The organism is Lysinibacillus odysseyi 34hs-1 = NBRC 100172, from assembly GCF_001591965.1.
Taxonomy (GTDB): domain Bacteria; phylum Bacillota; class Bacilli; order Bacillales_A; family Planococcaceae; genus Lysinibacillus_B; species Lysinibacillus_B odysseyi.
On the sequence record NZ_BCVX01000007.1, the window covers coordinates 239,939 to 256,324 of the forward strand.

Here is a 16,386-nt window from a genome sequence, read left to right on the forward strand (position 1 = left end):
GTGATTCCTCCTAAAGCCAAGTTGTCTTTTCACTAAAATGAGTGCGCTTTTTATCGGCTGTGGGCGTTTCCGCCGGATAACCGATAAACAATGTTCCGATAACACGCTGATTGTCTTGTGCACCGATAAATTGGTGCATCCGCTCGTCATGAACAAGACCAACACCACGTGTGCGCCAAACAAAACCAAGTCCAAGCTCTTCTGCAGTAAGCCACATAGACATGATGGCGCTGCAAACAGCAAATTCATTATCCTTTGTTGCTGCCTCATCCCCTTCTACCGTATCGGCAGTTACAACAATAACAAGTGGTGTTGTTTGAACGACCGCAAGTGAACTTGCCACGAGTTGGGGTTTTGTCGGGAAACGTTCTTCTAAATAGGCTGCTGCCATTTCTTCATAGCGCTTCAAGCTCTCTCCTTGTAGGACGTAAAAATGCCATGGCTCGCGCATCCGATCATTTGGCGCATATGTTGCTGCCTGCAGAAGCTGTTCAATTTTTTCCCGTTCCACCGGTTTTTGTTCATACTGACGAATTGCCCGTCTCTGCTTCAGTTTTTCAAGTACCGTCATGTACTCATCACCCCTTCTTGATACCATTCAATTTGCTCTCTTACTTTTACAACATCTCCGATCAGAATCATTGACGGATTTCGTATGTTTTCGTTTTGAATACATGCCGCAATTGTCTCAAGGGTAGCTGTAATGGTACGCTGTTCGTCCATTGTGCCCCATTCAATAACGGCTACGGGTAGATCACAAGCCTTGCCGTTTGCCATGAGCTGGGTTGAGATATGTTCGATGTTTCCAACACTCATATAAAAAGCGATTGTATCAATCCCCTTTAAAGAGGACCAATCTATAAAGTCTTGGCCTTTCTCGGCTCTACCATGACCGGTAACAATAGCAAAGCTTGTCGCATAATCACGGTGAGTTACCGGTATACCTGCATAAGCAGGGGCTGCGATACCTGCTGTGATACCGGGGACAATTTCAAAAGGAACTCCAGCTTGTTTCAACACAGCTGCCTCTTCAGCCCCGCGGCCAAATACAAAGGGGTCTCCTCCTTTTAGACGAACGACACAATGCCCCTTCAATCCTTCATCTACAAGCAACTCATTAATTTCGTCCTGGATCAGCGCATGCTTTCCAGGCTCTTTTCCACAGTAAACCAATCTTGCTGACGGTTTTGCATGTTTTAATAACTCCTTATTAACGAGACGATCGTAGGCGATAACATCGGCACGTTGTATGCACTCCAGACCGTATACTGTTATTAGCTTTGGATCACCTGGACCTGCGCCAACTAGATACACCTTTCCATTCATCTTGTTATCTCCTTTTGCAGCAGCTGCTGTAAAAACTCCTCGCATTTCTTTGTATTTCCTTCTCGAATCCATTCTAAAATCTCAGAAGAGACGAGTGTCTGCAGTGCTTGTTTTCTTATAGTTGGTTCTTGTATCGTGTCCATTAATTCAAATCGAGCCTGTTTTAAAAAGGCTACATACTGTTCATAAGCCTCATCATAGGCAGCAGACAGTTCCTCTTTTACCTTCCTTGTCAGCGTCGGGCTTGCCCCAGAGGTAGATGCAGTGAGTAAGAAATCTCCACGTCTCACGACTGCCGGGTTAATAAAATCTACACGCCCCTTCGCATCTGCCCTGCTCAAAAGCTGCCAATGCTGGGTAGCTTGCTCGACGGCATCATTTATTTCTTCAAGGTTCGTGACAGCAAATATTAAAGCTGCTCCGTCCAGATCACTTGCTTCAAAATGTTTTTCATACCATGTTGCTGCACCCTGCTGGATGTAAGCTTCTATCTCAGGTACTATTACCGGACTAATGATGACGATTTCCGCTTTTGTCGGCAATAACGACTGCAGCTTCTGCCTCGCCACATGACCTCCGCCTACGATTACGACTTTTTTGTAGTCAAGATTTAAACAGATTGGATAATAACTCATCAACACCCCTCCTTACACGCTTCTAACCAGTTTTCAATCAGTTTCGGATTAGATGCAAAGTGAAAATGCGTATAGCCAGCTACCAGATTGCCATGCAAATAGCCTTCCGCCTGTGTACGGAACCTGCTTTTTGTAAAATAAGCCGGAGATGCATGAGTTCCTTCAAATGTTGAATAATGGAATTCGTGCCCTTTTGCCTCTTCCTCTTTCCCAATCAAAAAATTGCCCGTTGTGCCGGTAATTTCACGATAACCAAGTGCTGCCAGCTTATCCTGCATCACAACTTCTCCTTGTATCAGACCGAGCATCGGTACGCGTTTACCGCTTCTTGTTACAATAGCTTCGGTACAATACATAAAGCCGCCGCATTCTGCTAACGTCGGAAGGCCATTTTGAATAGCATCCCGAATCGAATCGTTTGCTGCCGTGTTACTGGCCAGCTGTTCTGCAAACTCCTCCGGGAAGCCGCCGCCGATATAAAGACCTTGTGCTTCTTCTGGTACTGCTTCATTGGCAAGGGGTGAAAAATAATGTAAAACTGCACCTGCGGCTTCTAGTAACTCAAGGTTCTCTTCATAATAAAAATTGAATGCAGCATCCCTTGCCACCGCTAAATGTACTTCATCCATTTTCTTTTTTTCAAAAATAGGAGAAGCCTCCGGTAGTTCTTCCGCCTTTGTAATGGCTAATAGCTGATCAAGATCCACAGTCTCTTCCACTTTTCTTGCGAGTGCATCAAAGTAATGATCCAGCTCACCACGCTCAATAGCCGGAACCAAACCGAGGTGACGGCTTGGCAGCGGTTCAACAGCACCTTTTAACAAGTAACCGATAACTGGGACTCCGCATTCCTGCTCAATTGCTGCTTTCACAATATCAAAATGTCCTTTGCTGCCAAGCTGATTAGCAATGACACCTACAATCTGAATATCTTTATTCAATACTTGAAACCCTTTTACAATGGCTGCAACACTGCGCGCCATACTTGCTGCGTTAACGATTAAAATAACCGGACTTTTCGTGATAAGACTAATTTCTGCTGTAGAACCTGTGTCTGTAAGAGGTGACTTGCCATCATAAAGCCCCATCACTCCTTCGACAATCGAGACGTCTGCATCTTTTGAGGCTCTGCTGACAATTGTCTGTACAACTTCATGTGAGAGCATCCAGCTGTCAATATTCCGGGATGGACGGTTCGTTACAGCGGTATGATAGGAAGGGTCGATATAATCAGGACCGCATTTAAAGCCTTGCACCGAAAAGCCCCTGACCATTAACGCACGCATAATACCAATCGTGATGGTCGTTTTTCCAACACCACTGCCGGTACCCGCCAAAACAAATCGATTATTCATATGATTCCTCCTCAAATAATAAACGGGCGACTGAAATGGTTGTATTGCCGCTTTTCTTTTTAGGCAGAATTAATTCTGTTCTGTTTGCATAACGCATGGCAGCAGGTTCACTTACGCCGTAGGCACCTGTGTACTTGAATACCGTTTCCGATGGGTTAGGCAACGGCATTTCATTTAATTGTTCCGGGGTATAGGTGACAAATTCCCAATCATATTTAGCTGTTACCTGCAGGAGAGCTTCCTCATCTTTTTTCAGGTCAATGGTTGCCAGCGCTTTTACGCTTTTTACGGATAGCTGCAGCTCCTCAAGTGTTTGTAAAATCACCTGTTCCACTTCCTCAAATGGAGTTCCGCGATTGCACCCCATTCCTATAACAAGGGATTTTGGGCGATACACTACACCATTTGCAAGCAGCACCTGCTCGTTTTCGGCTAATATTCGATCAGTAATAAGAAGGCTTGCGTTCGGTTTTGCTGCTATGGCATCCTCGATGGCATTATAAATATGTAGATTGTCAGGCATCGGCGTATCATGCATCCACCAGTTTCGTTCACCGGTTTCCTGCACGATTGCAACCGGCTCCTCATTAACGACCGCCGCACTGACAGGTGTCAGCTTGTCCTCCGCATCCCATACCCAGCCAAAACGAGCGCCAAATAAATCGACAGGAATCGTTTTTTGTACATCAGAAGCGGTAGTAATGATAGGCTTAGCGCCAATTGCTTCGGCTACTTCCTTCGTCAATGCGTTGGCACCGCCGATATGTCCGGAGACAACACTTATAACATGCTCGCCCTTATCATCTACAACAAGAACTGCCGGATCTACCTTTTTATCTATTAATAACGGTGCGATCATTCGAACGACTGCACCGAGTGAAATGATTAAAATCATTCCTTTATATTGTTTGAACAGCGCAGGCAGCAGCATCCGAACGGAACCGGTAAAAAGCTGGATTCCGCGCAGATTCTCATCACCGTATGAAAATTTCTCCATGTAATACACATCTACGTAAGGAAACAGCGCAGCGTAACGTCTTGCATGTGCTACACCGTGTTTTGTAATAGCTACAAGAGCATAGGGTTTTTTTACAATAATTTCAGGGATGATTCCTTCCTGCAGTTCGATCATTTCTTCACACCTTTTCGATAACCATGCGTAAATGTTTCGTCGTACAGTTTTGAACGATATTCTTTCTCATGGATAGATGGATCAAGCGCCCAGCCTGCTAAAATCATTGCATGCTTGCGAATACCGTTTACACGCATTGCTTCATCCAGTTCGATCAGCGTTGTTCGGACAATTTTTTGATCCGGCCACGATGCCCGCTGGATAACGGCTACCGGTGTATCATCCGACCATCCTGCTGACTGTAATTCTTTTACGATTTTTTTTGTTAATGTTGCACTTAAAAATAAAGCAATCGTACAATGATGACTTGCTAACTTATGTAGTTGTTCAAACTCCGGTACGGGTGTACGCCCCTCCGCCCGGGTAAGGATGAGTGTCTGTGTTAAATCGGGAATTGTCAGCTCTGCACCTACAGCTGCGGCGGCGGCGAAAACAGAGCTTACACCTGGGATGATCTCATAGCCGATGCCCTGCTCCTTTAATAGAGCTACCTGCTCCATTGTGGCACCATACATCGCCGGATCTCCCGTATGGAGACGGACTACCATCTTTCCTTCCTCTACACGTGCGATGATGCAATCCACCATTTCCTGCAAATGCATACCTGCTGTACGGATGATCTCAGCAGCGGGATTACCTCTTGCTATGAGCTCTTCACTTACAAGTGAATCTGTATACATAATGACATCCGCTTCTTGAAGTTTCTGTAAACCTTTCACTGTAATTAAATCCGGGTCACCCGGACCTGCCCCGACAATCCAAATTTTTTTCATTATTTTCGCACCACCATACATGATAAATAATTCAATTCAGCTCCTGCCAAATCATCAAGCTGCCAGATGATTTCCTCATCCGATGTCACCTTTGTGACAACATGTGCCCGATTATACAGGCCCATCTCCTTTAACAGCACAAGCATTTCATCGATTACCTTTGCAACCTTAATGAATACAACGGCATCATGATTTTCAATTGCTTTTCTCATTGCATCCATATCGTCATGTGCCGGAATCATCGCCACATGCTCATCCCCATCGGCAAGCGGAATACCGAGACGGTTTGCCGAACCGTTGAAGGAAGAAATCCCAGGAATCGTTTCAATCGGCACCTCGGGATAAAGCTCCTGCATCAATTTCATTAAATGAATAAATGTACTGAAAAGCATCGGATCTCCTTCTGTTACAAAGGCTACGTCCTTTCCAGCAGCTAAATGCAAGTAGATTTCTTCAACTGATTTTCTCCACTCCCGATTCAGCACTTCCTCGTCTTTCGTCATAGGAAAAACAAGACCGACCATTTCTTTTTCAGCCGGATTTATATATACATCAACAATCCGCTGTGCATAGCTTTTACTGCCCCGTAATTTTTTTGGATAGGCGATAACCGGACATTCCTTCAACATCCGGAATGCCTTCACCGTAATCAGCTCTGGATCACCCGGTCCGACACCCAGCCCATATAACATACCTAAGTTGCTCATTCATCTGTTCCTTTCTTTGTAGCAGTAATGATAAAAATGGGATTCAATGGCTCAAAACGTGTCATATCAAGAATCGGTTTGCTTCTTGCTAACTGAGCCTGAAGTATATTCACTTCACAGCCAAGTGCTTTCAAACATTCGACCGCTTTATATAAGTTTTCAATCGTGGCGACATTCATGACAAAACGTCCATTATCTTTCAGACGCTGTATGCAAACTGTCAAAAGCTGCTCCATTTCGCCGCCCGAACCCCCGATAAAAATAGCATCTGGATCAGGGAATTCCTCTAAACCTTCCGGGGCCTTTCCATGCTTTGTTGTCATATCCACACGGAAACGCTGCTGATTGGCAAGGCAGTTTTCCAAGTCAGGCACGTTTTTCTCGATTGCGTAAACTGCTCCTTCCCGGGCAATTTTGCCGGCCTCAATTGCTACAGATCCTGTACATGTGCCGATATCCCAGACGATGCTGTGTTTCGTCAGCTGCATTGCCTGCAGGCTCAGCATACGTATTTCTTTTTTTGTAATAAGACCCTTATCCGGCTTTCGCTGACTAAACAGTTCATCCTCAATACCTATCGGGAAAATTGGCGGCTGCGTTATTTGACGGAGGATCACTACATTTAGCGGTGAAAATATCTGCTGTTCCATCTCATCTAATGAGTAAAAGCCGCAGCGCTCATTTACCCCTTCAAGATTCTCTGCTACAAATGCCTCATATTCATTCATCCCGAAATGCTTCAAATACTTTGCAATTTCATTCGGCGTATTGTGCTCATCTGTTAATACAGCGACTTTTTTATAACCGTCAATCTTTTGGGCAAACCCTTTAATGGAACGACCATGAAGGCTTGTGATATAAGCATCCTGCCATGACTCCTGCATGCGGGAGAAAGCAAGCTGCACAGAACTTGCATAAGGGTAGATTTCCACAGGCACCTTTTTGGCGAGTAACCCGCCGATGCCGTAAAATAATGGATCACCCGATGCCAATATGACGACAGAACGAGTTTCTTCTATTAAATAGTCTGCTATTTTGGAAAGCCCGCCCTTTAATATAACTTTTTCACCTTTATAGTGAGGGAAAAAGGCTAGATGACGTTCTCCGCCAACAAGCACTTCACTTTCTTCTATCCACCGTATATATTGTGGGAGGAGACCATTTGCTCCGTTATCCCCGATTCCAATCATCTTCATCGATTTCATCTATATTTTCAGCCTTTCCTAAGCATTCGCCCTTCATCGAATAAAGCGATGTAGATACATTGATTCCGCCTTTTACATGGGCAATCGCATGATAGCAGCAGCTTTTGCATAGTTCTTCAAAAAAACGCGGTATGTTGTGTTCCAGCATCCATTCCCCTACTTGAGAGGCTGTATTTGCTTCTAACACTTCCGTTACCAATTGGTCGGGAGCACCTGCCTTACGTGCAAGTTGCTGCAAAAAGTGGAAGTCAACAGGAGCACTTTTCGAATGCACCATCATGACACCTTGTGCAACCTTCGAAAATTTGCCCATCATGCCAACGAGAGACACTTTTTTTATACCTAGCCTTTTAATGTGTTTTAACGTAAAACCGACAAAATCGCCCATTTCAATAAAAGCTTCCTCCGGCAATTCGGGGTATTGCTGCATCGCATATTTTTCGCTGCGTCCCCCTGTTGTAATGACAAGGTGATCACAGCCCGCTGCTTTTGCGACGCTGATTGCTTGGACAATACTTGCCATATAGGCTGAGCTTGAAAACGGAACGACAGTACCCCTTGTTCCTAGTATGGAAATACCGCCAATAATACCAAGACGTCCGTTCAATGTTTTTTTGGCTATCTCCTCGCCATCCGGAACAGAAATGACTGCTTCCACCCCTTGGCTGATCCCATATTGCTGTGTCAATTCTTCAATAACTTGATACAGCATTTTACGTGGTACAGGATTGATCGCTGCTTCTCCTACCGGAACAGGAAGACCGGGCTTCGTCACACGTCCTACACCAATTCCCCCGTCAATCCGAATAGTAGATGATGGCAATAACCGGACAGTACTTTGAATACGGGCCTGATGGGTTGCATCCGGATCATCTCCCGCATCCTTAATCGTCTCGCACATTACCGTGTCCGCAGTCACATGAAACGCTTCCACTTGGAATGTCGCGAATTGTCCAACCGGTAAATAAATCGTCACCTGCTCAGGCACCTCTTTTGTAATAAGTGCGATAAGTGCCGCTTTCGTCATCGCCGTTGCACATGCACCGGTTGTATAGCCATGCCGCATTTCAGAAGGATCTTTTTTACTCTTCTTCTTTTGCTCGTTCATCCGCTAAAATCGAGATGGCATTCAGCGCAGCTACTGTAACTGTACTACCACCTTTACGTCCTACATTTGTGATGAATGGGATTCCTTTTAAAAGAGCTAGTTCTTCTTTCGACTCGGCGGCAGAGACGAAACCAACCGGCATACCGATAATTAGATCAGGTTTGGCTATACCCTCTTTAATAAGACGGATCAATTCAAGCAGTGCTGTCGGAGCATTTCCAATTGCATAAATACCACCCTCATGTTCACGCACCGCTTTTTGCATGGAAATAATGGCGCGAGTTGTCCCCTGTTCCTTTGCTTCTGCCCATACGTCCGGATCAGCAATGTAGCAGTGCAGGTCTCCCCCGTGTTTTTGGAAACGCTTGCGTCCTGAGCCACTTTCGATCATTTGAACATCCGCCACTACGTGCTTTCCTTTTAAAATCGCTTGAATGCCTGCTTCCACTGCATCCGGTGTAAAGATCACACTGCGTCCTAATTCAAAATCAGCAGAAGCATGAATAATGCGCCGCACGACCATCCATTGCTCATCCGTGAAGGAATGGTCGCCCATTTCCTCTTTAATAATCGAAAAACTGTAATCGTAAATTTTATCTGGATCCACTGTTAAAGGTGTAAATGCCGTATTGAAATTCATATTAGCCATCAGAAAAATCCTCCTAGTTGCTGCTCCACTTCCTCAAAAGTAGTGCAGCGATTGTCATATTCAATCCTTGGTCGTTTGATTAAAATAATTTCGATCCCCAGCTCGATAGCTGCTTCCATTTTTTCATCGATTGAGCCGACCTTCCCGCTTTCCTTTGTCACCATCTGAGTCACCCCATATTGGTTGTAAAGTGCGATATTCAGCTCCTTTGAAAATGGACCTTGAATAGCGATAATATCTTTTTGTGCGAGTCCAAGACTCTCACACTTTTCCATATTCTCTTTGTTCGGCAGCATACGGCAAAGCAGACGAAGATCCTCTCCTAGCAAATGCTTCGTAAAAACAGCAAGTGTTTTACTGCCCGTTGTCAGCATAATTACGCCTTTTCGTTCCTTCGCGGTAAGAGCCGCCTCTTCATAGCTATCGACCTTCGTAATGAGCGGATGCTCAAATGGCACATCCGGTCTTTCATACCTTATATACGGAATATTCCGACACAGCGAGGTATTCATCGCCGTCTTTGAAGCTTCTTCAGCGAAGGGGTGGCTGGCATCAACAATGCATTTTACAGATCGCGTATCTACTAGCTCCAGCATCTGCTCTTCATTCATTCTGCCGACACGGTATGGAATTCCTTCCGCTTGAAGACTCACAGCAGCTGAATCCGTTACAACAGACGCCAGCAAGTTATAGCCTTTTGCCTGTAACCGGCTCGCCAATGCTCGTGCATCACTCGTTCCTGCTAAAAATAAAATCATGCATATCCTCCTAATCACCACACGGAGCCGGCTCAACTTCGATTTTGCAGCTCATATCCTGATACGTATAATGCAAAATTTTCTTCACGCGTTTGAAGTATTTGAACAAGCGCTCGTTCGGATGAGCATTCTGCTTATATTCATCGATAATTTTTGTGAGTAACGGCACAATTTCCTCTGGCTCTACTCCTTCTGCCACTGGCTGAGCTGCATGAGCTGTCCGGCCAACCGGCTTAGCCCCAATAAACAGATCAAATTTCTTTTTACGGTATACGATACCAATATCATCAAATACAGCACGGTAACAGGCCATTCCGCAGCCATTGAACCCTATATGTAATTCTTTTGGAAGCTTCATGCCACCAAGCGTTTTGGCGATCTCTTCTGCATAAGGAATAGACTCAGCTTTTTCCCCGTAGCAGAAATCACAGGCTTTTACATTTAGTACATCTCCGATCGGCAGTACAAGCAGACCTTCGTCACGCAGGCGTCCGACAACTTCCTCAGGTTGTTCAGTCGGTATTTTGACAAGCAGGCGATGTTCCGGTGTATATTCGATCGTGCCTTCTTCACCAGCTATTTCAGCTAAGAGCATCATTTGCTTTGGCGTAATGATTTTATTGGCAACTCCTGGACTTACGGCAAATTCAAAAATGGACTCCATTGTTTGCTTCACAATAGGTGTCGATTTTCCGCTGACAAGCTCCAACGCCATATGGGCCATTTCCAATGTGCTTTTTTTTAGTTTTTTCGGCACTTCTATTCTTTCAAAGCCATCTTTTGCTTCTCCTGTCTCCTGGTCGAGTGCCCATGGTTCATTTTCCTTGCGTAAACGCTGATGCGGCTTAAGAGGCTGTACTTCTTCTCCAAGCGTATATTTCCGCTGATAGCCTCTGGGTGTAATAATTTTATTATCATAAAAGAATGTCGAAGAATTCCCGACTACCACTGTTGTCAGCATACCAATATCATGTTCCAGCATTTCAGCAAGTGTTGTCAGAACGATATTTTGACTTTCACGGTAAGCACTTTTCACTAACCCTACAGGTGTTGCAGGCGATCGGTATTTTAAAAGGATGCGCTGCGCCTCTACAATCTGCCTAGTGCGCCGGCCGCTTTTCGGATTGTAAAAAGCGATGACAAAGTCCGCCATTGCCGCTGCTTCAATCCGTTTTTCGATAACTGTCCAAGGTGTCAGGTGATCACTTAAGCTGATTGTGCACGCATCATGCATGACCGGTGCTCCGAGCAGACTGGCACAGGAATTGATTGCTGAGATACCAGGCACAACTTCAACTGCTATCCCTGTTGCTTCCGTCCACCCCTGTTCAATCAATACTTCGTAAACAAGACCGGCCATTCCATACACACCGGCATCTCCACTTGATATGACAGAAACAATATTTCCTGCCTCTGCCTGTCGAACAGCCTCCTGTGCACGTGATACCTCCTCCGTCATGCCTGTACTGACAATTGATTTAGCTGTCACTAAATGCTCGATTAACTCAACATACGTTTTATAGCCAATGATATAATCACTTTGCTTTAATGCATCCACTGCTCGTTTTGTAATATGCTCATAGTCGCCCGGTCCAAAGCCGACAACGAATATTTTCCCCTTTTCCAAAATGTCCCCTCCCGTCAGAAAGTAGCGCCCAATTAAAAAGCAGCGTGGTTTTTCTGCCTTTTGCAAAATTGATAAAGCTTAGTTTATATGAAACATAAAAAGCCTGCAGTCCCTTTCAGAGGATTACAGGCTTGTGAATTTATATAAATCGTTATATAAACACAACTATCAGCAATGGCTGCTTCACCTGTACTTCCCCCTCCGAAAAGTCAGTTTTACATTATAAAGCAGGTTTCCTGGCTCTTGCTTCTTCTTACTTTCATACCTTCCCCGGTTTACACGAGTGGTTTTATGATTTCATCAGCAATTACAGTAGCGGGGGCTGCGCTCGACTTTCACGAGCTTCCCTATTATCTCAATTACTTGAGCACTTTATGATGTTACTTATTCAATTGTATTCTTTCCTGTAAAAAGGGCGGCTTAAAGTGACGCCTTATTTTTTGGTTTGCCGCTATTCGGCAAGTAGCGGCAAACCGTCCGCTTTCTTAAAATTACGTGTCCCTGATCATTGTCCACATGTCATAAGCTTGTTCAGCTTTTACGCAAAATAAAAAAGCTACCTACATTACCCGGCAGCTTGAAATGGAAACGCAAAAATACCCGCTCCCATTTCCTATTCCCCGAAGAAATGTACAGTCGTCCAGCAAGGCAGGTCTCCTGGCTTTGCTTCATCCTTTGACATCCCTTCCCATACAAACCGTACAGTGGGTTATTTTTCGTCATCGTCAGCATTTACAGTTGCGGGGACAGCGTCGGATTTTCACCGTACTTCCCTTTTAAACTACATAAAGTAGTACCTTTACTAGAACTATCACAATATATGGTTTTATTAACAGGACCTAGTATAGCATGACTCTAAATTTTCTGTAAAGTCATTTTTTTTACACGCCATTCTTGATGATGGCACTCAAGCTCCAAATAATCTCCGCCTCTTAGCAATTCTTCTTGCCATAACGAACCGAGCTGACGCTGTTCAAGAGCAGCATGCAAACATGCTATGGATACCCCATGGGAAACGACTGCGATGTTTTCATATGGCAGATGTAATAGACTTTCGCAAAACAATAACATCCGTTTTGCTACTTGGTCAAATGGCTCCTGTGAGCTTGGTATGAATGCTTTCGGCTGCTCGCAATAGCAGCGGTACTCCGGTAGAGCTTTTAGCTTTGCGATTTCTTGTCCTTGCCAATTCCCTAAATTAATTTCACGCAGCCGTATATCCAGTTTAGCAGACTGCTTCGGGAACATCAGGTGCGCCGTCATCACTGCTCGGCCAAGATCACTTGTATATACAATATCAGGATGCCACTGAACTGACATTGCCTGTTTCTCACCTAGCTCTGTCAGCGGAGAATCAAGCCATCCTTGCAATATTCCTTGTTTATTCCACTCGGTCTCGCCATGCCGGTACATTCGAATTGTTTTGTTCATATTCTGTAAACTCCCGCTTGAATATGGCTATTTGTTCAGCCTGCTTTACGGCAACCCGAAACCATTGCCCGTTTAAGCCAGTATAATTTTTCGTATGCCGAAGGACAACCCCCTTTATCAAAAGGGACATAAAAAAATGATCCGGATTGTAGTTTTCAGGAAGCCTGAATAATATAAAATTTGCTGCACTTTTCGATACATCGCAGCCATGGTCAACTAAAAAATCTGTTAATTTTCTTCTTGCTTGATCACTATACTGCCTGGCTTCCTTTACATACTGCTCTTCTTTCAGACAAAGGCAGCCAAGTTGAATGGCAATCCCACTAACATTCCAATGGGGGAAAAAGCCGCTAAATTGCTGCGCCCGGCCGCTGATTATGTAACCAAGTCTAATACCCGCTAATGCATACATTTTAGTCATAGACCGCAGCACAATCAGGTTATCATATTGGCTGACTAGAGAAATAACGCTCTCTTTTTCGTCTGTCCAATCCATAAATGCCTCATCCACTACAATGGCACAGTTAGTCATTTGTCCATGCTGTAAAAGCTCCTCAATTTGCTTTTTGGGTGTTAGGACACCTGTCGGATTATTTGGATTGCATAGATAGAGAGCATCAAGCGAATACATATGTTTTTTTACAGTTTCCAAAGAAAATTGGTATGTACAAATATTATCAACAAGAATGGATACAACCTGTACTTTTTCCTGCAGCAATGTACGTCTATACTCTGAAAAAGCAGGCTCTAACAGTCCAACCGTTTTTCCTGAAAAATATTTGGCTAATACCATTAAGCATTCAGCAGCGCCGTTGCCGACGATGATCTGCTCCTGCGGCACTTTATGAAATTTTGCCGCATCTGTGCGAAATGGCTCAGCCTGTTCATCCGGATAATGCGAAACTGCATCAATCAGTTTCGGCCAAGCTCGCTGTATAGATTCGGGAACCCCTGCCGGATTCACATTTTCACTTAAATCAATAATATTTTTGGGCATCTTAACACCTAATAGCCTATATAGCTCCCCTGCATTAGCCCCATGCGCTGGATATGGCAAAAATCATCCCTCCTATTGCGGTTAGAAAGTAAATGGTTACAAAATACATCTGGTGAATGGACTTTAAAATATGGCTTCTTTCCATCTTAAAATATGGCTGGCCCATATACGCTCGAAACGACCTTTTTCCTCCGTACACATTTTCACCACCGAGCCGTATTCCCATTTGGATTGCTGTAGCTGCCTCTAAATAGCCGCTGTTAGGACTTGGGTGATTTTTTGCATCCCTTCTCCACTGGGTAAAGCGATTTGCAATCGGCTTGCATATTGCCGGTTTTGTAAGGATAAGCAGTAAAAAGCCTGTAATACGACTTGGAATAAAATTTGCCGCATCATCCAGCTTAGCCGCTGCAAAGCCAAAGTCCTTATAGCGCTCATTTTTGTAGGCAACCATAGAATCAAGTGTATTAATCGCTTTATACACCCAGGCCCCTGTAGCACCGAAGAGCAGCCCGTAAAATAGCGGAGCTGTCACCCCATCACTCGTATTTTCAGACACGGTTTCTACTACGCCACGGACAATTTCGCTTTCCGCTAAATGTTCCGTATCCCGGCCGACAATCCAGCCAAGCTTTTCCCGTGCCGTATGTAAATCCTCTGCCTCCAGTGCATTGTAGACTAGCATCGCTGCTTCATCTAGACTTTTTTGAGCTAATGCCAAGCTCATAAGAATAATTTCTACGACAATACCGAAGATCCAATGCAGTGTGTAGCTTACCCAGACAATGCTCCCAACCGCGACTGCTGTTGTTAATACGGTGACAATTACAAGACCTAGACCTTTTTCTCTTCTTTTGTTTCCTTTATTCCAATGCTTTTCCAAAAAGGCAATAAACTGGCCGATCCAAATAACCGGGTGCGTCCATTTTTTTGGATCACCTACGCACCGGTCAACTACAACAGCACCAAGCCCGATAAGTACATGAATCAAAATTCCACCTGCTTTACAATAAAATTCAATAAATAATCCTCACTATACTACAGGCTTCGTGTTTTTTGAATAATCATTTTTTAAAGACAATCAATTGGAGAAAAAAAAGAGACATCCAAGAGGGTTGATGACATGTTGATGTAATCCTCTCTGAAGCAATATTGTACAGTAGAGATTTATAATAAAAAAAGCCGTGTTAAAAGTCAAAATGACTTTTAACACGACCCCTTATAGTATTATTTTGCTGCTACGTCGACAATACGACCTTCTGTTTCAGTCGGAATTGTGATGCCGCTTGTTAAATGCTCTTGGAAGTTTTCCCAATCAGATAAGCCTAAATCTGTTACACGGCCTTCTGCATAAGCTGCCTTGAACATGTCAAAGCCGTCTCCACCTTTTGCTGTGAAGGCATTTGTAGCAATTGTGTATGTTTTGCTGTCTTCGAGTGCTGTGTAAGTACCGTCTTCATTTAATATTTCAATAGACACAACACGTTGACCAGTCGGTTTTGAAGAATCATACGTTACACGGCCTCCGGATACATGTAGGAATCCGCCGTTTTCCTCAGGTGCATTTTTCACTGAAACTTCAAAGGCTGCTTTTAGTTCAGCTCCCGTTGCATCCATTAGAGCTAGAGTATTACCGAATGGAAGTACTGTAATTACCTGTCCGACTGTTACATTACCAGCTGGGATTTCTGAACGAATACCTCCGCCGTTTTGCAATGCCATTACCACTTTTTTATCTGTATACTTCTGTGCTTTAGCACGCATACCGTCTGTGATTAAGTTTCCTAGAATCGTTTCGTTTGCACGTACACTGAAAGGATTCTCTTCACTTCCACGTGGATTCTCAAGCGCTGTTTTCAATTCAACACCGATTTCTTTATTAGATACTTCCTCAACTTGCTTTTTAAACGACTCAAGCATCTTTAAACCAGCTTCATCAGCTGCCACTTTGGCGATTTCAATCAACTGACCATCATATTTTGTAACAACACCGTTTTTATCAAAAGTAACGTCAACTGTTCCGAGGAACTTACCATATTCATTTGCCTGAACGATTAATGTAGTATCTTTAGCGGCTCCAACCGTATTAGTATCTACTACAAAAGGCTTATCCAGCTTGTCGTGGCTATGTCCGCCTACGATAACATCGATGCCTTCTACATTTTTGGCTAGCAAAATATCATTATCTACTTTAGGGTTATCATTGTAGCCGATATGTGTCAGCGCAATAATTTTATTAACGCCTTGTGCCTCTAAAGCAGCAACTGCTTTATTTGCTTCTTCAATGTAATTTTCGAAGGCAACAGAACCAACGAATGCAAGATCTTTCGTTTCTTCAGTTGTTAAACCAAAAATTCCGACTTTTTCGCCGTCGATTTCTTTAATGATACCGTTATAGATTTTCCCGTACTCTGTTGAAACCGCATAGCTGTCACTGAATAAGCCATTGAATAATGGGTCTTTTGAGAAATCAATATTAGCTGTGATTAATGGGAATTTAGCGCCCTTAATAAATTCTGTCAGTGCCTTATGTCCATCTTCACTGCCGCCCAGGTCAAATTCATGGTTACCAAATGTCATTGCATCGAATCCCATAGCATTCATGAATTCAAGATCTGCTTTGCCTAAAAATTCGTTGAAGTAAAGTGTACCGCTGAAAGCGTCCCCTGCATGAAGTAATAAA

Annotated in this window: 16 protein-coding genes and 2 riboswitches; all 16 genes read right to left on the reverse strand. The window is 44.0% G+C overall.

What is annotated here, in order from left to right:
* Positions 1-10: 10 nt before the first annotated feature.
* Positions 11-571, reverse strand: a complete 561-nt coding sequence (locus BOD01S_RS13465; protein WP_036159254.1) for a nitroreductase family protein — start codon at positions 569-571, stop codon at positions 11-13.
* On the reverse strand, positions 568-1,326 hold the full coding sequence (cobA, locus tag BOD01S_RS13470; RefSeq protein WP_036159256.1) for a uroporphyrinogen-III C-methyltransferase: 759 nt from the start codon (positions 1,324-1,326) through the stop codon (positions 568-570). Before cobA ends, BOD01S_RS13465 begins: the two co-directional genes overlap by 4 nt.
* Complete coding sequence (locus BOD01S_RS13475) at positions 1,323-1,961, reverse strand: precorrin-2 dehydrogenase/sirohydrochlorin ferrochelatase family protein (RefSeq protein ID WP_036159258.1); 639 nt, start codon at positions 1,959-1,961, stop codon at positions 1,323-1,325. Before BOD01S_RS13475 ends, cobA begins: the two co-directional genes overlap by 4 nt.
* Positions 1,961-3,316 carry a cobyrinate a,c-diamide synthase gene (locus BOD01S_RS13480; protein WP_036159261.1) on the reverse strand — a complete coding sequence of 452 codons (1,356 nt, stop codon included), beginning with the start codon at positions 3,314-3,316 and terminating at the stop codon, positions 1,961-1,963. The genes BOD01S_RS13475 and BOD01S_RS13480 overlap by 1 nt, the downstream gene beginning before the upstream one ends.
* Positions 3,309-4,448 (reverse strand): cobalt-precorrin 5A hydrolase, encoded by a 1,140-nt coding sequence (locus BOD01S_RS13485; RefSeq protein WP_036159262.1) that lies wholly within the window; start codon positions 4,446-4,448, stop codon positions 3,309-3,311. Before BOD01S_RS13485 ends, BOD01S_RS13480 begins: the two co-directional genes overlap by 8 nt.
* The gene (gene cobM / locus BOD01S_RS13490) at positions 4,445-5,221 is read right to left on the reverse strand and encodes a precorrin-4 C(11)-methyltransferase (RefSeq protein WP_036159264.1); all 777 of its coding nucleotides are present in this window, start codon (positions 5,219-5,221) and stop codon (positions 4,445-4,447) included. The genes BOD01S_RS13485 and cobM overlap by 4 nt, the downstream gene beginning before the upstream one ends.
* A complete protein-coding gene (cobI, locus tag BOD01S_RS13495; protein ID WP_036159266.1) occupies positions 5,221-5,928 on the reverse strand; it encodes a precorrin-2 C(20)-methyltransferase in 708 nt (235 codons plus the stop codon). The genes cobM and cobI overlap by 1 nt, the downstream gene beginning before the upstream one ends.
* On the reverse strand, positions 5,925-7,124 hold the full coding sequence (locus BOD01S_RS13500; protein WP_036159718.1) for a bifunctional cobalt-precorrin-7 (C(5))-methyltransferase/cobalt-precorrin-6B (C(15))-methyltransferase: 1,200 nt from the start codon (positions 7,122-7,124) through the stop codon (positions 5,925-5,927). The genes cobI and BOD01S_RS13500 overlap by 4 nt, the downstream gene beginning before the upstream one ends.
* Complete coding sequence (locus BOD01S_RS13505) at positions 7,099-8,241, reverse strand: cobalt-precorrin-5B (C(1))-methyltransferase (RefSeq protein ID WP_036159268.1); 1,143 nt, start codon at positions 8,239-8,241, stop codon at positions 7,099-7,101. Before BOD01S_RS13505 ends, BOD01S_RS13500 begins: the two co-directional genes overlap by 26 nt.
* Positions 8,216-8,890, reverse strand: coding sequence for a precorrin-8X methylmutase (locus BOD01S_RS13510; RefSeq protein WP_036159271.1), 675 nt, complete (start codon positions 8,888-8,890; stop codon positions 8,216-8,218). The genes BOD01S_RS13505 and BOD01S_RS13510 overlap by 26 nt, the downstream gene beginning before the upstream one ends.
* A complete protein-coding gene (gene cobK, locus BOD01S_RS13515; RefSeq protein ID WP_036159272.1) occupies positions 8,890-9,648 on the reverse strand; it encodes a precorrin-6A reductase in 759 nt (252 codons plus the stop codon). Before cobK ends, BOD01S_RS13510 begins: the two co-directional genes overlap by 1 nt.
* 10 nt (positions 9,649-9,658) lie before the next feature.
* The gene (cobJ, locus tag BOD01S_RS13520) at positions 9,659-11,275 is read right to left on the reverse strand and encodes a precorrin-3B C(17)-methyltransferase (protein WP_036159275.1); all 1,617 of its coding nucleotides are present in this window, start codon (positions 11,273-11,275) and stop codon (positions 9,659-9,661) included.
* Between the two features lie 209 nt (positions 11,276-11,484).
* A riboswitch (cobalamin riboswitch) is annotated at positions 11,485-11,665 on the reverse strand.
* 241 nt (positions 11,666-11,906) lie between these two features.
* Positions 11,907-12,091, reverse strand: a riboswitch (cobalamin riboswitch).
* Between the two features lie 39 nt (positions 12,092-12,130).
* A complete protein-coding gene (locus tag BOD01S_RS13525; RefSeq protein WP_081978066.1) occupies positions 12,131-12,706 on the reverse strand; it encodes a histidine phosphatase family protein in 576 nt (191 codons plus the stop codon).
* Positions 12,657-13,763: a pyridoxal phosphate-dependent aminotransferase gene (locus BOD01S_RS13530; RefSeq protein ID WP_036159277.1), complete on the reverse strand. Its 1,107-nt coding sequence runs from the start codon at positions 13,761-13,763 to the stop codon at positions 12,657-12,659. The genes BOD01S_RS13525 and BOD01S_RS13530 overlap by 50 nt, the downstream gene beginning before the upstream one ends.
* Entirely contained in the window at positions 13,738-14,691 is a 954-nt protein-coding gene (gene cbiB / locus BOD01S_RS13535; RefSeq protein WP_036159722.1) for an adenosylcobinamide-phosphate synthase CbiB, read from the reverse strand. Before cbiB ends, BOD01S_RS13530 begins: the two co-directional genes overlap by 26 nt.
* Before the next feature lie 239 nt (positions 14,692-14,930).
* A partial coding sequence (locus BOD01S_RS13540; protein WP_063180353.1) for a bifunctional metallophosphatase/5'-nucleotidase occupies positions 14,931-16,386 on the reverse strand: 1,456 nt, incomplete at its 5' end.

Bases quoted from the DNA above. Each gene is read 5' to 3' on its own strand.
- BOD01S_RS13510 (WP_036159271.1), bottom strand. From the start codon at position 8,890: ATGGCTAATATGAATTTCAATACGGCATTTACACCTTTAACAGTGGAT.
- BOD01S_RS13475 (WP_036159258.1), bottom strand. From the start codon at position 1,961: ATGAGTTATTATCCAATCTGTTTAAATCTTGACTACAAAAAAGTCGTA.
- BOD01S_RS13480 (WP_036159261.1), bottom strand. From the start codon at position 3,316: ATGAATAATCGATTTGTTTTGGCGGGTACCGGCAGTGGTGTTGGAAAA.
- BOD01S_RS13485 (WP_036159262.1), bottom strand. From the start codon at position 4,448: ATGATCGAACTGCAGGAAGGAATCATCCCTGAAATTATTGTAAAAAAA.
- BOD01S_RS13465 (WP_036159254.1), bottom strand. From the start codon at position 571: ATGACGGTACTTGAAAAACTGAAGCAGAGACGGGCAATTCGTCAGTAT.
- BOD01S_RS13525 (WP_081978066.1), bottom strand. From the start codon at position 12,706: ATGAACAAAACAATTCGAATGTACCGGCATGGCGAGACCGAGTGGAAT.
- BOD01S_RS13500 (WP_036159718.1), bottom strand. From the start codon at position 7,124: ATGAAGATGATTGGAATCGGGGATAACGGAGCAAATGGTCTCCTCCCA.
- cobM (WP_036159264.1), bottom strand. From the start codon at position 5,221: ATGAAAAAAATTTGGATTGTCGGGGCAGGTCCGGGTGACCCGGATTTA.
- cobA (WP_036159256.1), bottom strand. From the start codon at position 1,326: ATGAATGGAAAGGTGTATCTAGTTGGCGCAGGTCCAGGTGATCCAAAG.
- cobK (WP_036159272.1), bottom strand. From the start codon at position 9,648: ATGATTTTATTTTTAGCAGGAACGAGTGATGCACGAGCATTGGCGAGC.
- cobI (WP_036159266.1), bottom strand. From the start codon at position 5,928: ATGAGCAACTTAGGTATGTTATATGGGCTGGGTGTCGGACCGGGTGAT.
- BOD01S_RS13505 (WP_036159268.1), bottom strand. From the start codon at position 8,241: ATGAACGAGCAAAAGAAGAAGAGTAAAAAAGATCCTTCTGAAATGCGG.